At 71.7% G+C, this 20,199-nt stretch carries 17 protein-coding genes; 6 read left to right on the top strand and 11 right to left on the bottom strand.

Annotated features, from left to right (window positions below; translation table 11 throughout):
* The first annotated feature begins 288 nt into the window (after positions 1 to 288).
* Complete coding sequence (locus ACFWE2_RS16525; protein WP_377225305.1) at positions 289 to 813, top strand: DUF222 domain-containing protein; 525 nt, start codon at positions 289 to 291, stop codon at positions 811 to 813.
* 228 nt (positions 814 to 1,041) lie between these two features.
* Here the strand turns inward: ACFWE2_RS16525 and ACFWE2_RS16520 are convergent, their stop codons facing one another.
* From ACFWE2_RS16520 to ACFWE2_RS16470, 11 genes are all read right to left on the bottom strand, one after another.
* Positions 1,042 to 2,286 (bottom strand): MFS transporter, encoded by a 1,245-nt coding sequence (locus tag ACFWE2_RS16520; RefSeq protein WP_377225304.1) that lies wholly within the window; start codon positions 2,284 to 2,286, stop codon positions 1,042 to 1,044.
* Positions 2,287 to 2,408: 122 nt separating this feature from the next.
* Complete coding sequence (gene lgt, locus ACFWE2_RS16515; protein ID WP_377225303.1) at positions 2,409 to 3,521, bottom strand: prolipoprotein diacylglyceryl transferase; 1,113 nt, start codon at positions 3,519 to 3,521, stop codon at positions 2,409 to 2,411.
* Positions 3,522 to 3,624: 103 nt separating this feature from the next.
* Positions 3,625 to 5,199: a ribosome biogenesis GTPase Der gene (gene der / locus ACFWE2_RS16510; RefSeq protein ID WP_377225302.1), complete on the bottom strand. Its 1,575-nt coding sequence runs from the start codon at positions 5,197 to 5,199 to the stop codon at positions 3,625 to 3,627.
* Positions 5,200 to 5,331: 132 nt separating this feature from the next.
* Positions 5,332 to 6,048 carry a (d)CMP kinase gene (gene cmk / locus ACFWE2_RS16505; RefSeq protein ID WP_377225301.1) on the bottom strand — a complete coding sequence of 239 codons (717 nt, stop codon included), beginning with the start codon at positions 6,046 to 6,048 and terminating at the stop codon, positions 5,332 to 5,334.
* Positions 6,049 to 6,134: 86 nt separating this feature from the next.
* Entirely contained in the window at positions 6,135 to 7,061 is a 927-nt protein-coding gene (locus tag ACFWE2_RS16500; protein WP_377225300.1) for a pseudouridine synthase, read from the bottom strand.
* A gap of 102 nt (positions 7,062 to 7,163) precedes the next feature.
* Positions 7,164 to 7,823, bottom strand: coding sequence for an SMC-Scp complex subunit ScpB (locus ACFWE2_RS16495; RefSeq protein ID WP_377225299.1), 660 nt, complete (start codon positions 7,821 to 7,823; stop codon positions 7,164 to 7,166).
* Positions 7,820 to 8,908 (bottom strand): segregation and condensation protein A, encoded by a 1,089-nt coding sequence (locus ACFWE2_RS16490; RefSeq protein WP_377225308.1) that lies wholly within the window; start codon positions 8,906 to 8,908, stop codon positions 7,820 to 7,822. Before ACFWE2_RS16490 ends, ACFWE2_RS16495 begins: the two co-directional genes overlap by 4 nt.
* Complete coding sequence (locus ACFWE2_RS16485) at positions 8,898 to 9,713, bottom strand: ParA family protein (RefSeq protein WP_377225307.1); 816 nt, start codon at positions 9,711 to 9,713, stop codon at positions 8,898 to 8,900. Before ACFWE2_RS16485 ends, ACFWE2_RS16490 begins: the two co-directional genes overlap by 11 nt.
* A gap of 263 nt (positions 9,714 to 9,976) precedes the next feature.
* Positions 9,977 to 10,954, bottom strand: coding sequence for a site-specific tyrosine recombinase XerD (gene xerD, locus ACFWE2_RS16480; RefSeq protein ID WP_377225298.1), 978 nt, complete (start codon positions 10,952 to 10,954; stop codon positions 9,977 to 9,979).
* 76 nt (positions 10,955 to 11,030) lie between these two features.
* Positions 11,031 to 11,882: an HpcH/HpaI aldolase/citrate lyase family protein gene (locus ACFWE2_RS16475; RefSeq protein ID WP_377225306.1), complete on the bottom strand. Its 852-nt coding sequence runs from the start codon at positions 11,880 to 11,882 to the stop codon at positions 11,031 to 11,033.
* Positions 11,883 to 12,140: 258 nt separating this feature from the next.
* Positions 12,141 to 13,121 carry a heme o synthase gene (locus ACFWE2_RS16470; protein ID WP_377225297.1) on the bottom strand — a complete coding sequence of 327 codons (981 nt, stop codon included), beginning with the start codon at positions 13,119 to 13,121 and terminating at the stop codon, positions 12,141 to 12,143.
* Between the two features lie 350 nt (positions 13,122 to 13,471).
* Here ACFWE2_RS16470 and tkt point away from each other — a divergent pair, with 350 nt between their 5' ends.
* Genes tkt through pgl form a run of 5 tightly spaced genes read left to right on the top strand, consistent with a single transcriptional unit; the run spans position 13,472 to position 20,156 of the window.
* Positions 13,472 to 15,577: a transketolase gene (gene tkt, locus ACFWE2_RS16465; RefSeq protein ID WP_377225296.1), complete on the top strand. Its 2,106-nt coding sequence runs from the start codon at positions 13,472 to 13,474 to the stop codon at positions 15,575 to 15,577.
* Positions 15,578 to 15,627: 50 nt separating this feature from the next.
* Complete coding sequence (gene tal, locus ACFWE2_RS16460; protein ID WP_377225295.1) at positions 15,628 to 16,794, top strand: transaldolase; 1,167 nt, start codon at positions 15,628 to 15,630, stop codon at positions 16,792 to 16,794.
* Positions 16,791 to 18,353 (top strand): glucose-6-phosphate dehydrogenase, encoded by a 1,563-nt coding sequence (zwf, locus tag ACFWE2_RS16455; RefSeq protein WP_377225294.1) that lies wholly within the window; start codon positions 16,791 to 16,793, stop codon positions 18,351 to 18,353. The genes tal and zwf overlap by 4 nt, the downstream gene beginning before the upstream one ends.
* A 43-nt stretch (positions 18,354 to 18,396) precedes the next feature.
* On the top strand, positions 18,397 to 19,326 hold the full coding sequence (opcA, locus tag ACFWE2_RS16450) for a glucose-6-phosphate dehydrogenase assembly protein OpcA (protein ID WP_377225293.1): 930 nt from the start codon (positions 18,397 to 18,399) through the stop codon (positions 19,324 to 19,326).
* Positions 19,326 to 20,156, top strand: a complete 831-nt coding sequence (pgl, locus tag ACFWE2_RS16445; protein ID WP_377225292.1) for a 6-phosphogluconolactonase — start codon at positions 19,326 to 19,328, stop codon at positions 20,154 to 20,156. The genes opcA and pgl overlap by 1 nt, the downstream gene beginning before the upstream one ends.
* The last annotated feature ends 43 nt before the right edge of the window (positions 20,157 to 20,199 follow it).

The raw sequence follows: 20,199 nt of genomic DNA, 5'->3' as shown, positions 1-20,199 counted from the left end.
CGCCACCAGGGCACGGGCCCGAACACCACCAGCACCAGCACCAATGGCACGGGCGCTGGGGTCAGCACCAGCACCAGCACGGGTGCTGGTGCTGGTGCTGGTGCAGGGGCGGTGACCGCCGGCCCGGCGGCCGCAAGCCCGGTCGGAACCCCAACCGGAACCCCAGCCGCGAGCGCGGCCACCAACCCGGCCGGGAGCCCAGTTGGAACCCCAGCAGGTAGTCCGACCGGTGACCCGTCCGGTGGTCCGGGTGGCTGGAGTACCACGGACACCCCCCTGCCCGGAACCATGACCGGGTTCCTGACCACCGGTGGCCCGGTGTTCACCGAGACCGGCGAACGCGCCCCCCGCGCACTGATACGCCGGTTGGCGTGTCACAGTGCGGTGACCCGGATCGTGTTCGGACCCGACGGCGCCGTCCTGGATGTGGGTCGTGCGCAACGCACCGTGTCCGGGCAGATGCGCCGCGCCGTCATCGCCCGAGACCAGCACTGCGTCTGGCCAGGATGCGACCAACCACCCTCCCGGTGCGAGGTCCACCACGCCATCACCCACCGGGCCGACGGCGGAAACACCTCCGTCACCAACAGTGCACTGCTGTGCTGGCACCACCACCAACTCGTCGACACCAAGAACATCACCATGCACTGGACCGGCAAAACCACCACCACCAACACCGGCACCACGGCCACCGACACCACGGCCGACACCCCGGCCGGTGCCCTGCTGGAGACCGGATGGGCGTTCACCGACGCCCGCGGACACCGCATCCGCCTACCCGAACCCATCAACGCCCCACCCGAAGCCGCCTGACCCCTTCAGGTCGCGGTGGCGGGACGAGCACGCCAGACGCTCAGGACGGGCTGTCGAGTCAGGCACCAACGGAAAGCTACCGGGCATGACCGCTCGTTGGAGGGATCGCCGCCGAAGGGACCGCCGAGCTCAGACCTGGCAGTCGAAGGACCAGGTGCCGCCTCGCGCGCCACCCAGACCCGAGATCCGACCACCGCAGCCAACGACCCGCTTGACCGCCTTCAAGCCCTAACGCCGGAGCCGGCCCGGGAGCGCCGTGCGCGACGAGACCGCCACGATCGTCAGGCACAGCGCAACGGCGACCGTGCCGAAGCCGAACATCTCGCCGTACGACCACGTGTCGCGCAGCCAGGCGAGCGCCATCGGGACGAAGAACCCGATGTAGGTCAGCGAGTAGAACACGGCGGTCAGGCCGGCGAGCTGGCCCGGCCCGGCGATCCGTGCCACCTCGCTCAGCCCGGCCACGAGCGCGAGACCGTAGCCGGTACCGAGGACCACCGCCGCCACCACGCCGATCGGCAGCGACAGTGCGGTGGACGCCCAGCCGGCGAGCGCCATCCCCGCCCCGACGATCGTCAGCGCCACGATGGAGGCACGGGCCGACGACGGTGTGTCGATCCGGCGGGCCACGACCTGGATGCCGATGCCGCAGCCGAGCGCGAGGATGGCCATGACGCCCGCGAAGGCGATGGGGAAGCCGCCGACCTGGTCGGTGAGCAGGCTCGGCAGCACCGCGAACGCACAGCCGGCGCAGCCGAACACCCAGGGCGCGAGAGGTACCACCACCCGCAGGAACCGGGGGTTCCGGACGGCGGTGATGCGCAGATCGTCGAGCAGCGGGGCTCGCTCGTCGCGTGGGAGGCGCCGGCGGGTCTCCGGGACGCGGAGCAGCACCAGGCCCGCGAGCAGGGATCCGGCCGCGTGCAGCACGTACGACAGGAGGGTGGGCCAGGGTGCGAACTGCGCGAGCATCGCGGCGATCCCCGCCCCGGAGAGGAACCCGGCGGTCAGGGAGAGCGATCCCCGACGTGGACCAGCGGCACGCTCGCCGGTGGCGGCGCTGAGCTCCGTGAGCCAGGTGGATCCCACGGCCATGGCCAGACCGAGCGCCACGCCGCAGAGCAGACGGCCGATGGAGAGCACCACGGGGCTCGCCGGGTTCAGCGCGAGGACGAGCGACCCGAGCGCCGAGAGCGGCGCAGCGGGCAGCAGCAGCGGGCGGCGGCCGAACCTGTCGGACAGCGGCCCGCCCAGGAGCAGCGCGGGCACGAGGCCGAACACGTAGACGGCAAGGAGCGCGTCAACGGTCACCGGCCCCATGACGCCCTGCTCGCGGTACATCACGAGGAGCGGGGTGAACTCGTTGCCGCCCCAGGCCACGGCCAGGAGCACGGCGGCGACCGGCCACCAGGTGCGCCGACCCACGGCGAGCGGGAACGAGGCAGAGGTGTCCCCGGGACGCGAAGGTGGCATGACCTCATCCTCCGTAATCCGCGCCCGGTGGAACAACCCGTGGGGCTGTGAGCGTGCGCACAGGCACGTCACAGCCCCACGGGGTCACGGATTCACTGGTGCACAGCAGGAGAAGCTGCGGGCTACTTGCTGTCGGAGGAGCCGTTCGCCTCGGCAGGCTCGGCGGCGGCTCCGTTCTCGGAGGGGTTGCGCTTCGGGTCCGCGCCCGCGGACGTCGCGCCCTCGGACGCCGCGTCGTCGGAGACGGTGCTCGCCGAACCGCCGTCGTCCGCCGAGCCTGCGGGCTCGGTGCCCTTCTCGGGTTCGGCGACGCCCTCGGACTCCGTGTCCTCGTCCTTGGGCTCCCGTCCCGGCTGGTACACCGAAGGCTCGGGCTCCGGGTGACGCCTGCCCTGGACCACGACGATCGCGATACCCAGGAGGATCGCGACCCCCGACGTCCAGACATTCGCCGGGACGCCCAGCGGAGCGTCGCTCGTCGGGTCGATCCGGATGGTCTCGAGCCAGCTACGGCCAAGGCCGTACCAGATCAGGTAGAGGCCGAACATGCGGCCCCAGCGCAGACCGGCGCCGGGCGTGCCGCCGTCGGCCAGCAGTGCCTCGTCGCGGCGGACCACGCGCCGCTCGATGGTGAGCAGCAGCGCGATGCCGATGAGGTTCCAGATCATCTCGTACAGGAACAACGGGTGGAACAGCGTGCCCTCTGGAGTCCCGACCGGGAACATCGGCGCGTCCGACCGGATCTCCAGGCCCCAGGGCAGCGTGGTCGGCAGGCCGAACAGCTCCTGGTTCACGTAGTTGCCCAGCCGTCCGATCGCCTGGGCGGCGAGCAGGCCGGGCGCGAGGGCGTCGGCGAACGACCAGAACCGCAGGCCCGTCAGGCGGCAGCCGATCCAGACGCCGACGGCGCCGCCGAGGAGCGACCCGAACAGGGCGTTGCCGCCCTCCCAGATCCGAACCCAGGCCCACGGGTCGACACCAGGGCCGGTGAAGTCCCCGAGGTGGGTGAGCACGTGGTAGATCCGGGCGCCGACGATGCCGATGGGCACTGCCCACATCGCGATGTCGAGGGCGAGCCCGGGGGCGGCTCCGCGTGCGCGGAGACGCCGGTCGGTGATGTACGCGGCGGCGGCGATGCCGGCCAGCAGACACAGGGCGTAGGTATGGATGGTGAGCGGACCCAGGTGGATCTGGGACCACACCGGATCGGGGCTGGGGATACTGGCCGGAAGCACGACCCGAAGGTACCGCGACTCACCGACATCGTGGGCATCGAACTCGGCGCGCACAAAAAACTCCGCCGCAACCCAGCAGGATCGCGGCGGAGTCTCCGTGTGCTCAGCGCTTGCGCTTCTCCCGGACCCGCACCGAGATCTCGATCGGCGTGCCCTCGAAACCGAACGTCTCGCGCAGGCGGCGCTCGATGAAACGGCGGTAGCCGGCCTCGATGAACCCCGTGGCGAAGATGACGAACCGCGGCGGGCGGGTCGAGGCCTGCGTCGCGAACAGGATGCGCGACTGCTTGCCACCGCGCAGCGGGTGCGGGTGCGCGGCGACGAGCTCGCCGAGGAACGCGTTGAGCTTGCCCGTCGGGACGCGGCGGTCCCACGACGCGAGGGACCGCTCGATCGCCGGGACCAGCCGCTCGCTGTGCCAGCCGGTGCGGGCCGACAGGTTGACGCGCGGCGCCCAGGTGATCTGCACCAGCTCCTTCTCGATCTCACGCTCGAGGAAGGGGCGCCGGTCCTCGTCCATGAGGTCCCACTTGTTGTACGCGATGACGAGCGCACGGCCCGCGTCCACGACCTGCTGGATCACGCGGATGTCCTGCTCGGTCAGCGGTTCGGACGCGTCCACGAGGACGACGCCGATCTCCGCCTTCTCGATGGCGGCCTGCGTGCGCAGCGACGCGTAGAAGTCCGCGCCCTTGGTCTGGTGCACCCTGCGGCGGATGCCGGCCGTGTCCACGAACCAGTACGGGATGCCGCGCAGCTCGATGAGCTCGTCGACCGGGTCGCGCGTGGTGCCCGCGATCTCGTCGACCACCACCCGCTCCGCACCGGCGATCTTGTTCAGCAGCGAGGACTTGCCGACGTTCGGCCGCCCGACGAGCGCCACGCGGCGCGGGCCGGCGGGCCGCAGGGTGCCGTGCTCCGACGTCGTCGGCAGGGCCTTGACGGCCGCGTCGAGCAGGTCGCCCGTACCGCGGCCGTGCAGGGCGGAGACCGGGTAGGGCTCCCCCAGGCCCAGCGCCCACAGGTACGCGGCGTCCGCCTCGCCCGAGGCGCCGTCGACCTTGTTGGCGCACAGCACGACGGGCTTGCCCGAGCGGCGCAGCAGCTCCACCACGCGCTCGTCGGTGGCGGTGGCGCCCACCGTGGCGTCGACCACGAACACGACGGCGTCGGCGAGGGAGATCGCCACCTCGGCCTGCTCGGCGACCTTGGACTCGATGCCGGCGACGTCGACCTCCCAGCCACCGGTGTCGACGAGCGTGAACCGGCGGCCGGCCCACTCGGCCGGGTAGGACACGCGGTCGCGCGTCACACCCGGCTTGTCGGCGACGACCGCCTCGCGGCGGCCGAGGATGCGGTTGACCAGCGTCGACTTGCCGACGTTCGGGCGTCCGACGACGGCCAGCACCGGCAGCGCCTGCTCCGCCTCGGCCTCCTCCTCGCTCCACTCGGAGTCGAGCAGCGCCTGGTCCGACTCGTCGAGCTCGAACTCCTCGAGGCCGACGCGCAGCGCACGCTCGCGCGCGACGTCGTCCTCGGTCTCGGCGAGGGCTGCGGCGAGATCGAGGTCGGGTGCGGCCGGGCCCCCGGCGTCCAGCGCAGTGGCGTCCAGGGCAGCATCATCTCGGGCCGTCGCGTCCAGCGCAGCAGCCTCAGATGCAGAGGGGTCGTGGGTCATGCCCTCATTGTCGCAGGCCTGACGCGCTCCGGCCGACTCGCGGCCGTATGACCTGCGTCGCTCCTGCAGGCCCCGAGCCCGCAGGCCCTGCAGGCCCTGCAGGTCGGGCCCTGCCCGGTCAGGCTCCGCAGGTCAGGCCCTGCTGCCCGCCGTCTCGGCCTGCGCGACGACGGCGAGCACGGCGTCGACCGTCTGCTCGAAGTCGAGGTCGCTGGAGTCGACGGTCGCCACGCCGTCGGCGGCGACGTGGAACTGCGTGACCTTCGCGTCGTCCTGGTCGCGGCGCAGCACCTGGTCCCGCGTGGCGTCGACCGCCGTGGCATCGGCCGCGCCGTGCACCTCGAGCGACCGGCGGCGCAGACGCGCCTCCTCCGAGGCGGTGAGCAGCACGCGGACGTCGGCGTCCGGCGCGACGACCGTTGTGATGTCGCGGCCCTCCGCCACGATCCCCCGGCCGCCCGAGAACACCGCCTGGGCGCTCGACTCCTGGTCGATGATCTCGCGCTGGAGCCGCTTGAGCTCCGCCCGCACGTCGAGGTTGGACGCCACCTTCGAGACGGCGGTCGTGACCTGCGTGGTGCGGATGGTCACGGCGACGTCGCGCCCGTCCAGCTCGACGCCGGGCGCGGCCGGGTCCAGGCCCATGACCAGCGGCATCGCACGGACCGCCGCGGCGACCGACGCGGCGTCGTCCAGGTCCGCCGTCTCCATGCTCCACACCGTGGCCGCCCGGTACATGGCCCCCGTGTCGAGGTAGGCCAGGCCGAGCCGTGCGGCGACCGCCTTCGACACGCTCGACTTGCCGGACCCGGACGGCCCGTCGATCGCCACAACAACAGGGCTGGTCACAGTCCCGCTCGCTTTCCGTTGAGTGCTGGGTATTTGCTGCCGGAGTGCGTACCAGGGCACAAATACCCAGCACTCAGCGGTCGAGGTTACAGGTCAACCGCACCCATGAGAGTTCCCAGTTCGGTGCGGCCCAGAACGCGGGTGCGGCCGGACTTCAGGTCGCCGAGCGGGATCGGGCCGATCCGGGTGCGCACGAGGCGCGTCACCGGGTGCCCGACGGCCTGGAACATGCGGCGCACGATCCGGTTGCGGCCCTCGTGCAGCACGACCTCCAGCATCGCGAAGCCGTCGATCTGCTGGACCACCTGCACCGCGTCCATCTTGGCGATGCCGTCCTCGAGCTCGACGCCCTTCAGGAGCTCACGCCCGACGCGCGGGTAGATCTCGCCCTCGACGGTCACGAGGTAGGTCTTCGCGATCTTGTACTTCGGGTGGGACAGGCGGTTGGCGAGCTCGCCGTCGTTCGTCAGGAGCAGCAGGCCCTCGCTGTCCGCGTCGAGCCGGCCGACGTGGAAGAGCCGCTCCTCGCGGTTCTTGATGAGATCGGCGACGGTCGGCCGGCCCTTGGGGTCGTCCATGGTCGAGACCACGCCCAGCGGCTTGTTCAGCGCGATGGTCACCTTGTTCTGGTCGAGCTGGATCCGGAGCCCGTCCACGTGGATGACGGCGGTGGCGGGGTCGACCCGCACGCCCAGCTCCGTGACGATCTGGCCGTCCACCTCGACGCGGCCGTTCGCGATGAGCTCCTCGCTCGCCCGGCGGGACCCGAGCCCGGCCTGGGCGAGCACCTTCTGCAGCCGCACGCCGCCGTCGACGTGGACGTCGCGGCCCTGCTCGACGGGCTGTGCGGGCCTGCGGCGCGGCGCGTTCGCCTGCGCACGGCTCTTGGCCGAGCTGCCGCCCCGGAAGTTCTTGCCGCCACCCCTACCGGAATGGCCGGAGTGGTCGGATCGGCGCGGCTGCTGGCCACCACTGGATTCGCGGCGGCTCCCGCCGCGGCGTTCGTTGCTCATGGTTACGTCTCTCGGTGAGTCGGGAAGGGCACTGCGACCTGCCTGCGGGGTCGGGCCGAAGTCCGGCTGAGAACCCAGCCAGGAGTCCGGCTGAGAATCCAGCTAGGAGTCCAGCCCGTCCAGGCCCTCGAACGTGTCGAGGTCGGGCAGGTGCGGAGCCAGCGGAGGCAGCTCGTCGAGCGACGAGAAGTCCATCCGCTCCAAGAAGTATCCCGTGGTTCCGAACAGAACCGCACCCGAGCTCGGATCCTGACCGATCTCGGCGATCAGTCCGCGCGTCAGCAACGTCCGCACGACGCCGTCCACATTGACCCCGCGCACCGCGCTGACCTGGCCACGCGTCACCGGCTGACGGTAGGCGACCACCGCGAGCGTCTCCAGCGCGGCCTGGCTCAGCTTGGCGGACTGGCCGTCCAGCACGAATCGTCCGACGGGGTCCGCGTGCGCCGCCGACGAGTAGATGCGCCATCCGTCAACGGTCCGGCGCAGCTCGAACCCGCGCGGACGGGAGCCGAGGTGGCCCGCGTACTCGTCGGCCAGCTCGTGCAGGATGTCGTCGGTCTCCTGCTGCGGCAGGTTCAGCGCCGCGGCGATGCGGTCCGCGCCGATCGGCGCGTCAGCCACCATGAGCACCGCCTCGACCGCCGCGTGCGCGCCGCCCGGGAGCGTGTGCACGTCGACGAAGGCCGGCTCGTCCTGTGTCGAGCCCTCGGCCGGGTCGTCCACCTGCGCGGCCTCCGGGGCCTGTTCTTCGACGGTCACGCCGTTGTCGCCTCCGTTCCGGGCTCCGCGGTCTCTGCTTGTTCAAAGGCGGCATGTTCAGGGCCGACCTGTTCAGGGCCGGCCGGCTCCCCAACCACCGGGTCGCCCTCGTCGAACTCGCTCGGCCCGGCCTGCGGATCGAGGTACTTCTCGCCGTCGTCCGGCCCGGCCGTCCAGCGCACCGTGAGCTCGCCCAGCGGGCTGATCTGCTCGAACGCGACCAGGGAGTCGCGGAACAGCTCCAGCAGCGCCAGGAACCGGGCGACCGTCACGAGGCGTTCCGTACCCGCCGTCAGCGACCGGAAGGTCAGCGAGTGCTCGGTGCGCAGGCGCTTGACGATGACGCCCGCCTCCTCGCGCACGCTCACCGCGGAGCCGTGCAGGTGGGCCAGGCCCACCACGGGCGGCGGCTTCGGGGCGAGCACCCGGGCGGCCAGCTCGGCGAGCTGCTCCCCCGTCGTGTCCCAGACCAGGTCCGGCAGGATCGCCGCGAGGTGCGGCTCGAGCGGCGTCAGGCGCGGCACGCGGCGGCCCGCCGACGCCATCTGCTCCGCGATGACCTTCGAGACCTCCTTGTACGCCCGGTACTGCAGGAGCCTGGCGAACAGCAGGTCGCGGGCCTCGAGGAGCTCGAGGTCCTCCGCGTCCTCGTCGACGACGCCAGGCAGCAGCCGGGCGGCCTTGAGGTCGAGCAGGGTCGCCGCGATCACGAGGAACTCGCTGGCCACGCCGAGGTCCCAGGACGCGTGCTCCTCGCCGCGCGCGGCGGCCTCGCGGGACGCCCGCTCCGCCTCGCGGATGTGCGCGACGAACTCGTCGGTCACGACGGCGAGCGCCACCTCGGTGACGTCCATCTTGTGCTTCGCGATCAGCGAGAGCAGCAGGTCGAACGGACCCTCGAAGTTGTGCAGCCGGACCTGGAAGGTCCGGGAGCCACGGCGCTCGTCGACGGGAGCCTGGTCGACGTCCGGTTCTGCGACGACGTCCGGCCCGACGGCGACGTCAGCCTCCGCCTCTATGCCGTCGGACTCCAGGACGTCGGACTCCAGGACGTCGGACCGGTCCACCGCCGCCTCAGGCAGCATCGCCACGGACCACGAGCTCCCTGGCGAGCTGACGGTACGCGGCAGCGCCCGGGTGGCCCGGTGCGTAGTCGGTGATCGGCTCGGCGGCGACCGTGGCGTCGGGGAACTTCACGGTGCGACCGATGATCGAGTGCAGCAGCGTGTCGCCGAAGGCCTCGTACACGCGCGCCACCACCTCGCGGGAGTGCAGGGTGCGCGAGTCGTACATGGTGGGGAGGATACCGTCGATCTCCAGGGCGGGGTTGAGCCGGTCCCGCACCTTCTCGATGGTCTCCACCAGCAGCGCGACGCCGCGCAGCGCGAAGAACTCGCACTCCAGCGGGATCAGCACGCCGTGCGCGGCGGTCAGCGCGTTCACGGTGAGCAGGCCGAGGCTCGGCTGGCAGTCGATGAGGATGACGTCGTAGTCGTCGAGCACCGGACGCAGCGCGCGGGACAGCACGGACTCACGGGCGACCTCACCCACGAGCTGCACCTCGGCGGCGGACAGGTCGATGTTCGCGGGCAGCACGTCGAGGTTCTCGATGCCCGACGGGATGATCACGTCGTTGATGTCCACGTCCCGCTCCATGAGCAGGTTGTAGACGGTCAGGTCGAGCTCGTGCGGGTTGACGCCGATGCCGACCGACGCGGCCCCCTGCGGGTCGAAGTCCACCAGGAGCACCTTGCGGCCGTACTCCGCGAGACTCGCGCCGAGGTTGATGGTGGTGGTCGTCTTGCCGACCCCGCCCTTCTGGTTGCACATCGCGATGATGCGCGCCGGACCGTGGCTCGTCAGCGGCGCCGGCTCCGGGAGCTCCGGCATGACGCGTCCGACGACGTCGCGCACGACGTCCGAGTCCGTGGGTGCGCCGACGACCTCCTTGCCGAGAAGCATGTCGGTCATCGTGTTCGCTCCCTCCTGGCTGGGTGCCTCGCTCACGCCCGCCACGCTATACCAGAGTGTGGGCGCCGCTCCCGTGAAAGGCCCGGCGTGGCGTCCTTCCGCTGCCGGTTGCGACGACCGGGCGGCTGCTGCCGGGCACCCGCTACCGGGCACCACTACCGGGCACCACTATTGGGCACTGCTCACCGGGCCCGGGGGTGCGCCGCCGCGTAGACCTCGCGCAGCGCGTCGGGGGTGACCATCGTGTAGATCTGCGTCGTCGTGACCGACGCGTGGCCGAGCAGCTCCTGGACCACCCGCACGTCCGCTCCGCCCGCGAGGAGGTGGGTGGCGAACGAGTGCCGCAGCGTGTGCGGCGACACGTGTTCCGTCAGGCCCGCGCGCGCCGCGGCGGCCTGCAGCGCGGCCCATGCGGTCTGCCGTGACATCCGCGCGCCGCGCGTGTTGAGGAACAGGGCGGGCGTGCCCCGGCCGGCCGCGGCCAGCGCGGGGCGCGACCGGACCAGGTAGCCCTCGAGCGCGTCCCGCGCGAACGAGCCGACGGGCACCACGCGCTCCTTCGCGCCCTTGCCGAGCAGCCGGACGGCGGTGGCGTCGCCGACGCCGTCGACGTCGAGCCCCACGATCTCGGAGATCCGGGCGCCCGTCGCGTACAGCAGCTCGAGCAGCGCCCGGTCGCGCAGGGGCAGGGGGCCCTCGCCCGCCCCCGCGGCGTCGAGCAGGGCGGCGACGTCGTCGACGGACAGCGCGTGCGGCAGGCGGCGCAGCTGGGTGGGTGCGCGCACCTCGGCGGACGGGTCGGCCACCGCGATGCCCTCGGCCTGCGCGAACCGGTGCCAGCCCCGCACGGCGGCCAGGGCACGCGCGGTGGACGACGCCGACAGCGGGCGTCCGCCGTCGGTCCCCTGGCGCACCGCCTCGACGAAGCCTGAGACGTCGGCCTCCGTGACGTCGCCGAGGCCGGGCCGGCCGGTAACCGCGAGGAACGCCAGGTAGCGCACGAGGTCGCGGCGGTAGGCGGCGACCGTGTTGGTCGACAGGCCGCGCTCCACGCTCAGGTGCGCGAGGTAGTCCTGCAGGGCGCGGTCGAGCCGGGCGCTGACGTCCGGACCCGATGCGGGCTCACGGAAGGTCTGCGGGTCGGCCTGGACGGTTGACACCGCCCCATCATGCCGAGCGTGGCCTGCCGTTCGGGCAGGCCACGCCGGGTGACCGCCGTTCGAGGTCGCTCCCGCGTCAGGCGGGATTGATACCGAACAGCTCGGCACGCGAGCGGATCACCTGTGCGCGGGCGAGGCGCGGCTTGTCGCTGCCGTCGCGGATGACGGAGCCAGCGGCCTCGAACTCGGCGAAGAAGTCGACGGCCCAGGCCACGTCCGACGACGTCGGCGCGAAGGACTCGTTGATGACCGCTGGCTGCTCGAAGTCCAGGCAGAGCTTGCCGGTCATGCCGAGGATGACGGCGTCGGCGGACTGCTCGCGGAGCAGCGCGTGCGACGAGCCGACCGTCGGGCCGTCGATGGGGCCGGGCAGGCCGCCGATACGGCTTGCGACCACCAGGCGCGTGCGCGGGTACGCCATGGCCATGGGCTCGTTGGCGGTGCCGGTGTCGCGGCGGTAGTCGCCGGAGCCGAACGCGAGCCGGAACGCGCCACGGGCCCTGGCGATGTTGACCGCCTCCTCGATGCCGAGCGCCGACTCGACGAGCGGGATGACCGGCACGTCGCCGCCGAGGCGCTGCGCGGTGTCGATGACGTCGTCGGCGCTCTCGGTCTTGGCGAGCATGACGCCGTTGAGCCCCTTGAGCCCGCGCAGGTGCGCGACGTCGTCGGCCCACGACGTCGCCTGACGGTCGTTGATCCGGACCCAGGCGCTGCCACCGTTCTTGATCCACCGGATGACGTTCTCGCGCGCCTCGTCCTTGAGCGAGTCGTCGATGGCGTCCTCGCAGTCGAGGATCACCTGGTCCGCCCGGGAGAGCTGCGCCTTGTCGAAGAGCTCGGTCCGCATCGCGGACAGCAGGAGCCAGGCACGCGCGTAGTCCGGGGCCACGCGGGACTTCTCGCGGGCCGCCCGGCGGGGAGCCAGGTCAGCCTCCGGGACGGCGGAGGACGCCGTCGGCAGGCCCGCGGAGTAGCTCCCGGACTGGTGGGCGGACTGCTCAGCAGGCTGATCGACGGGCTGATCGGCAGGCTGATCGGCAAGGGCGGTGGTTCGGTCGGCTGGGGTCTCGGTCACACCCTCAGCCTAGGCGCGGACACCGACACGGGCCGAATCATGAACCACTACATGGGTGCGAACAATATGAACAGAAGACCGCCTTGACACTGCAGCGGACAAAGCGCGTCAGAACGGCAGGAAGACGTCCACCGCCACGGCCACGAAGAGCAGCGACAGGTACGTGATCGACGCGTGGAACACCTTCATGGCGCCCAGCTTGCCGCTCGCCCTGCCCTGCGCCCTGCGCAGCATCGCGATGGTCGACCAGAGGAACCACGCGCCGAGCCCCGCGGCCACGGCGGTGTACACCCACGACATGCCCGCGAGCGGCGTCAGCAGGAGCGAGCAGGCGATCATCGCGAGCGTGTAGCCCACCATCTCGGCGGCCACGCGCTTGTCGTCGCTGACGACCGGCAGCATCGGGACGTTCGCGTTCGCGTAGTCCTTCTTGAACTTGATCGACAGCGGCCAGTAGTGCGGGGGCGTCCAGAAGAAGATGACGCCGAACAGCGCCAGCGCCGCCCAGCTCAGCTCGCCCGTCACCGACGCCCAGCCGATGAACACCGGCATGCAGCCCGCGATGCCGCCCCACACGATGTTCTGCGGGGTACGGCGCTTGAGGATCATCGTGTAGCCGACGACGTAGATGGCGATAGCGGCCAGCGTGAGCCACATCGCCGCCCAGTTGATGACCAGCGCGAACCACGCCAGCGACAGCAGGCCGAGGATCGAGGCGAACACCAGGCCCGCACGCGGCGTGATCTCCCCCGTGGCCATCGGACGCTTCTTGGTCCGGTTCATGACCTGGTCGATGTCCCGGTCCCACCACATGTTGAACGCGTTGGCGCTCCCGGCGGCCCCGGCACCGCCGATGAGGGTGGTGAGGATCAGCCAGAAGCTCGGCATGCCGTCGTTCGCCAGGATCATGGTGGGCACCGTCGTCACGAGCAGCAGCTCGATGACGCGCGGCTTGGTCAGCGCGACGTACGCGCCGGCCCGGCTCAGGAACCATCCTCCGGGACGCGGCCCGACGTCGGCGGCGAGCTGCTCGGTGCCGGGGGTCTGGGGACGCGCGGTCTGGCCGGTCGTCGTGTGGCTCGTTCTCACGCGCGTCGCAGTTCCGTTCGGAGTCTGGAGATCGATGACGCACCTGGTGGCGGTGCTGGTAGCAGTGCTGCCGGCAGCGTCGCCTCACGGGTGCCCGCCCATCGTACGTCGCGGCCTGACGTGGCCGCGCACCGCATTCCCGCGGGGCCGTGTGAGATTTGTCCGGGAGCGGTGACCATCCCCACTGTGGACAGGCCTGCGCGGGTGCTGGGGTGCGCGTATAGGGTTGATTTCGCAATCGAACGAAGGGCGGCCGGCATCCCGCCGCCGCCGCACGCACGCTGCGCGGCTCTCCGGCCCGTCCGTTCTCCGGGCAGGGCCAGGGTCGGCGGCGGAGAGAAAGAGGACTCGTGAACGCTTTCGACCCCGTGCTGAAGCCCTTGGAGTGGTCGGAGCTCGACGAGCGAGCGGTCAAGGCCATCAAGGCACTGGCTGCGGACGCCGTCGAGAAGGTGGGCAACGGACATCCCGGAACCGCGATCTCGCTCGCACCGGCCGCCTACCTCCTCTTCCAGAAGGCCATGCGCCACGACCCGTCCGACCCCGACTGGCTGGGCCGCGACCGGTTCGTGCTGAGCGCCGGCCACTCGTCACTGACGATCTACCTCCAGCTCTTCCTCGCCGGCTACGGCCTCGAGATGGACGACATCGCCGCTCTGCGCACCTGGGGCTCCAAGACTCCCGGCCACCCGGAGTACGGCCACACCGCGGGCGTCGAGATCACGACCGGTCCGCTGGGCCAGGGCCTCGCGTCCGCCGTCGGCATGGCGATGGCCGCCCGCCGCGAGCGCGGCCTGCTCGACCCCGCCGCCGCCCCCGGCGAGTCGCCGTTCGACCACCACGTGTACGTCATCGCGTCCGACGGCGACCTGCAGGAGGGCGTGACCGCGGAGGCCTCGTCGCTCGCGGGCCACCAGCAGCTCGGCAACCTGATCCTGATCTGGGACGACAACAAGATCTCGATCGAGGACGACACGAACATCGCGTTCACCGAGGACGTCCTGAAGCGCTACGAGGCCTACGGCTGGCACACCCAGCGCGTGGACTGGACCTCGGGCGGCGAGGGCTACGCGGAGGACACCGACGCGCTGGCCGCCGCGCTCGACGCCGCCAAGGCGGAGACCGGCAAGCCCTCGATCATCGCGCTGCGCACGATCATCGGCTGGCCGGCGCCCACCAAGCAGAACACCGGTGGGATCCACGGCTCCGCGATGGGCGCCGACGAGATCAAGGGCCTCAAGTCCGCGCTGGGCCTCGACCCCGAGGCGTCGTTCGCGATCGACTCCGAGGTCCTCGCCTACACGCGCTCGGTCGCGCAGCGCCAGGCCGCCCAGCGCGAGGCATGGGAGTCCGCCTTCGCCGCCTGGAAGGGGGCCAACCCGGAGCAGGCCGCCCTGCTGGCGCGCCTGCGCGCCCACGAGCTGCCCGAGGGCTGGACCGCCTCGCTGCCCCAGTTCGAGGCGAGCGAGAAGGGTGTCGCGACCCGTGCGGCGTCGGGCAAGGTGCTCTCCGCCCTCGCGGACGTGCTGCCCGAGCTGTGGGGCGGTTCCGCCGACCTGGCCGGCTCCAACAACACGACGATGGACGGCGTGCCGTCCTTCGTGCCCGCCGAGCACGCGACCAAGAAGTTCCCCGGCGACCCGTACGGCCGCACGCTGCACTTCGGCATCCGCGAGCACGGCATGGGCTCGATCCTCAACGGCATCGTGCTGCACGGCCTGACCCGCCCCTACGGCGGGACGTTCCTGCAGTTCGCCGACTACATGCGTGCCTCGGTCCGCCTGGCGGCGCTGATGGGCATCCCCACAACGTTCGTCTGGACGCACGACTCGATCGGCCTCGGCGAGGACGGCCCGACCCACCAGCCGGTCGAGCACCTCGCGGCACTGCGGGCCATCCCGAACCTCGACGTCGTCCGCCCCGCTGACGCGAACGAGACCGCCTGGGCCTGGCGCGGCATCCTCGAGAACCGGGACAACCCGGCAGGCATCGTGCTGACCCGCCAGAACGTGCCCACCTACCCGCGCGGCACCGAGGGCTTCGCCTCGGCCGAGGGCACCCTCAAGGGCGGCTACACCCTCCTGGACACCGACGGCACGCCCGACGTGGTCCTCGTGGGCACCGGCTCGGAGGTGCAGCTCGCCGTCGAGGCACGCGCGATCCTCGCCGCCGACGGCGTGCAGGCCCGCGTGGTCTCCATGCCCTCGCGCGAGTGGTTCGACAAGCAGGACGAGGCCTACCGCGAGTCGGTCATCCCGTCCGGTGTGAAGGCTCGTGTCTCCGTCGAGGCGGGCGTGGCGCAGGGCTGGCGCGAGGTGGTCGGCGACGCCGGCCGCATCGTCTCGCTCGAGCACTACGGCGCCTCGGCCGACTACAAGAAGCTCTACGCCGAGTACGGCATCACGGCGGAGGCCGTCGCCCTGGCCGCCAAGGAGTCGATCGCCGCGGCCTCCTGAGCCCCGCGATCACACCGACTCGAATCACACGGACATAAGAGGAGGGCATGATGACCGACAGCACGACAGACAGCACAGGCGACAACGTCAGTCCCACCCAGCGGCTGTCCGAGGCGGGTGTCGCGATCTGGCTGGACGACCTGTCCCGTGAGCGCCTGCGGACCGGCAACCTCGCCGAGCTGATCAGCACCAAGAACGTCGTCGGGGTCACGACCAACCCGACGATCTTCGCGGCCGCCCTCGCGCAGGGCGACGCGTACGACGGCATCCTGGCCGAGCTGGCCGGGCCGCCGAACAACGGCGACGTCGAGGCGGCGGTCGAGCGCATCACCACCGACGACGTCCGCGACGCCGCAGACCTGCTGCGTCCGGTCTACGACGCCACCGGTGCCGTGGACGGCCGCGTGTCCATCGAGGTGGACCCGCGGCTGGCCCGCGACACGGCGGCGACCGAGGCGACCGCCGTCCGCCTGTGGGAGACCGTCGACCGGCCGAACGTGATGATCAAGATCCCGGCCACCGTCGAGGGTCTGCCCGCGATCACGTCCACGCTGGCCAAGGGGATCAGCGTGAACGTGACGCTGATCTTCTCGATCGAACGGTACCGGGCGGTGATGGACGCGTTCCTGGCCGGTCTCGAGCAGGCCAAGGAGGCGGGCCACGACCTGTCCGTCATCGGTTCGGTGGCGTCGTTCTTCGTGTCCCGCGTGGACGCCGAGATCGACAAGCGCCTGAACGCGATCGGCACGCAGGAGGCGCTCGCGCTGCGCGGCCAGGCCGCCGTCGCGAACGCCCGCCTGGCCTTCGCGGCCTACGAGGACGTCTTCTCGGCCGACAGCACGGGGCGCTGGGCGGCCCTGCGGGCGGCAGGCGCTCAGCCGCAGCGTCCGCTGTGGGCGTCGACCGGCGTGAAGGACCCGAGCTACCGCGACACGATGTACGTGGACGAGCTCGTCGTGGCGGGCGTGGTCAACACCATGCCCGAGAAGACGCTGGACGCGTTCGCCGACCACGGCATCGTGCTCGCCGACACCGTCACCGGTTCGGGCGAGCAGGCCGCCGCGGTCATCGCGGCGGTCGAGGCGCAGGGCATCTCCGTCGACGAGGTAACCGCACAGCTGGAGGACGAGGGCGTGACGAAGTTCGAGGTGAGCTGGGACGAGCTCCTGACGACCACCAAGACCGGGCTCGCCGGTGCAGGGGCCGGCGACCGGTGAGGCCGGCAAAGATCGCGCAGGGCGTCAACCCCCTGCGTGACCCCCTCGACCTGCGGCTGCCGCGCATCGCGGGGCCGAGCGGCCTGGTGATCTTCGGCGTGACGGGCGACCTGGCGCGCAAGAAGCTCATGCCCGCCGTCTACGACCTCGCCAACCGTGGCCTCCTGCCGCCTGGCTTCGCGCTGACGGGCTTCGCCCGGCGCGAGTGGGAGGACCAGGACTTCGCACAGGTGGTGCACGACGCCGTGAAGGAGCACGCCCGCACCCCGTTCCGGGAGGCGACGTGGCGCCAGCTCGCCGAGGGCATCCGGTTCGTGCAGGGTTCCTTCGACGACGACGAGGCATTCGAGCGGCTGCGGGAGACCGTCGAGACGCTCGACAAGGAGCGCGGCACGGGCGGCAACCACGCGTTCTACCTGTCGGTGCCGCCGTCGGCGTTCCCCGTGGTGTGCGAGCAGCTCTCGAAGCACGGGCTCTCGCACCCCGACCAGGACGCGGACGGCGACGGCGTGAACGCGTGGCGCCGCGTCGTGATCGAGAAGCCGTTCGGGCACGACCTGGCGAGCGCGCGTGAGCTCGACGCCGTGGTCTCGAAGGTCTTCGACCCGGAGTCGGTGTTCCGCATCGACCACTACCTGGGCAAGGAGACCGTCCAGAACCTGCTGGCGCTGCGATTCGCGAACACGATGTTCGAGCCCATCTGGAACTCGAACTACGTGGACCACGTGCAGATCACCATGGCCGAGGACATCGGCATCGGTGGCCGTGCGGGGTACTACGACGGGATCGGCGCCGCGCGCGACGTCATCCAGAACCACCTGATCCAGCTCCTGGCGCTGGTGGCCATGGAGGAGCCCGTCAACTTCGACGCCGCCGAGCTGCGGGCCGAGAAGATCAAGGTGCTGTCCTCCGTGCGGCTGCCGCGTGACCTCGGCAAGCACACCGCGCGCGGCCAGTACGAGGCCGGCTGGCAGGGTGGCGAGGAGGTGCCGGGCTTCCTCGAGGAGGACGGCATCGCGAAGGACTCCACCACGGAGACCTTCGCCGCGATCCGGGTGGACGTCGACAACCGCCGCTGGGCGGGCGTCCCGTTCTACCTGCGGCACGGCAAGCGCCTGGGCCGCCGCGTCACCGAGGTGGCCGTGGTGTTCAAGAAGGCCCCGCACCTGCCGTTCGAGACGTCCCTGACGTCGGAGCTCGGCAACAACGCCCTGGTCATCCGCGTGCAGCCCGACGAGGGCGTCACCATGCGGTTCGGCGCCAAGGTGCCGGGCACTGCGATGCAGGTACGCGACGTGACCATGGACTTCGGGTACGGGCACTCGTTCACCGAGTCCTCGCCCGAGGCCTACGAGCGCCTCATCCTGGACGTGCTGCTGGGCGACCCGCCGCTCTTCCCGACGCGCGAGGAGGTCGAGCTGTCCTGGCAGATCCTCGACCCGATCACGTCGTACTGGGCGCGCAAGGGCCAGCCCGAGCCGTACGCGTCGGGCACCTGGGGCCCGGCGTCGGCCGACGCCATGATGGAGCGCGACGGCAGGACCTGGAGGCGACCGTGACTGTTGCCCGCACTGACGCCGCAACGAGAGGTGAGGACGTCCAGTGATCATCGACATGCCGGATACCACGACCAACCTGATCAACAAGCGTCTGGTCCGCCTGCGCGACGAGGGCGGTGCGGTGGCCCTCGGCCGCGTGCTCACCCTCGTGGTGCTGGCCGACGAGCAGGACGTCGAGGAGTCGGTGGAGGCCGCGAACGACGCGAGCCGGGAGCACCCGTGCCGGGTCATCGTCGTCGCCCCGTCGAAGCCCGGGTCCGACGCCCGGCTCGACGCCCAGATCCGGGTGGGCGGTGACGCGGGTGCCTCCGAGGTGGTGGTCCTGCACGCCTTCGGCCCGCTCCTGGAGCGGACCGACACCCTCGTGATGCCGCTGCTGCTGCCCGATGCGCCGATCGTGGCCTGGTGGCCCCGTGAGGCGCCCGCGGTGCCGTCGCAGGACCCGGTGGGCGCCATGGCGGCCCGCCGGATCATCGACAGCACCACGGCGGAGCGTCCGGCGGACCTGCTCGAGTCGCTCTCCGGGGCGTACGCGCCCGGTGACACCGACCTCGCCTGGGCGCGGGTCACGCTGTGGCGGGCGCTCATCGCGGCCGCCGTGGAGCAGCCGCCGTTCGAGCCCGTGCTCTCCGTGTCGGTCGAGGGGCAGAAGCGGCACACGTCGCTCGACCTGCTCGCCGCCTGGCTCGGGACCCGGCTGAACTGCCCGGCCGAGGTGGTGCGCACCAGCAGCGACGACGCGATCACGCGCGTGACGCTCGAGCGCAAGAGCGGGCCGATCGTGCTGGACCGGCCCGACGGCCGCACCGTCACGATCACGCAGCCGGGCAAGCCCGCACGGCGGATCGCGCTGCCGATCCGGGCGCTGAACGAGGCCCTGATCGAGGAGCTGCGCCGGCTCGACCCGGACGAGATCTTCGAGGAGACCCTCATCCGCGGCCTCAAGCAGGTCACGACGCGGACGGCGGCCTGATGTCGGCATCGACGCCCGCGTCGACCTCCGTGTCGACGTCCGGGCAGACGGCGGGGGTGCGGCTCGTCGTCGTGCACCCCGACAAGGAGGTGCTCGCCCAGGCCGCGGCCGCTCGGCTGCTCACGCGGGTGCTCGACGTGCAGTCGGTCCGCTCCCCCGTGCACGTCGTGCTCACGGGTGGTTCGGTGGGCATCGCGACGCTCGCGGCGGTGGCCGCGAGCCCGCTCGTGCCGGCCGTCGACTGGTCGGGCGTCCACCTCTGGTGGGGCGACGAGCGGTTCCTGCCGGACGGCGACCCGGACCGCAACGAGACCCAGGCGCGTCAGGCCCTGGTCGACGACCTGGTCGCCGAGCACGGGCTGCCTGCCGCCAACGTCCACCCCATGCCAGGGCCGACGTCGGTGGCGACGCCGGAGGAGGGCGCTGCGGCGTACGCGGAGCTCCTCCGCGAGCACGCGGGCGGGCTTCCGGAGCAGAGCGAAGGGACCGTCCCGGTCCCCGCGTTCGACGTCCTGCTGCTCGGCATGGGCCCCGACGGGCACGTCGCCTCCCTGTTCCCCGGCCACGAGGTCCTGGCCGCGCAGGGGACGACGACGGGCGTGCACGCCTCGCCCAAGCCGCCACCGGAGCGCGTCTCGCTCACGTTCGACGCGATCCGGTCCGCCCGCGAGGTGTGGATCGTCGCGGCGGGGTCCGAGAAGGCGGAGCAGGTGGCCGCCGCACTGGCCGACGGCCCGGTGACCGAGGTGCCGGCGGCGGGCGCCGTCGGTCGGGCACGCACCCTGTGGCTCCTGGACGCGGAAGCGGCCGGCGCAACGCCGGCGAAGTAGAACCCTGGCGACGTAGAGCTGGAGCGGGACAACCCACAGGGGT

Origin of the sequence: Promicromonospora sp. NPDC060271, from assembly GCF_042726755.1 — a bacterium.
Classification (GTDB): domain Bacteria; phylum Actinomycetota; class Actinomycetes; order Actinomycetales; family Cellulomonadaceae; genus Promicromonospora.
The sequence above is the reverse complement of the archived record's forward strand: the minus strand, read 5'-3'. Positions and strand labels throughout refer to the sequence as shown.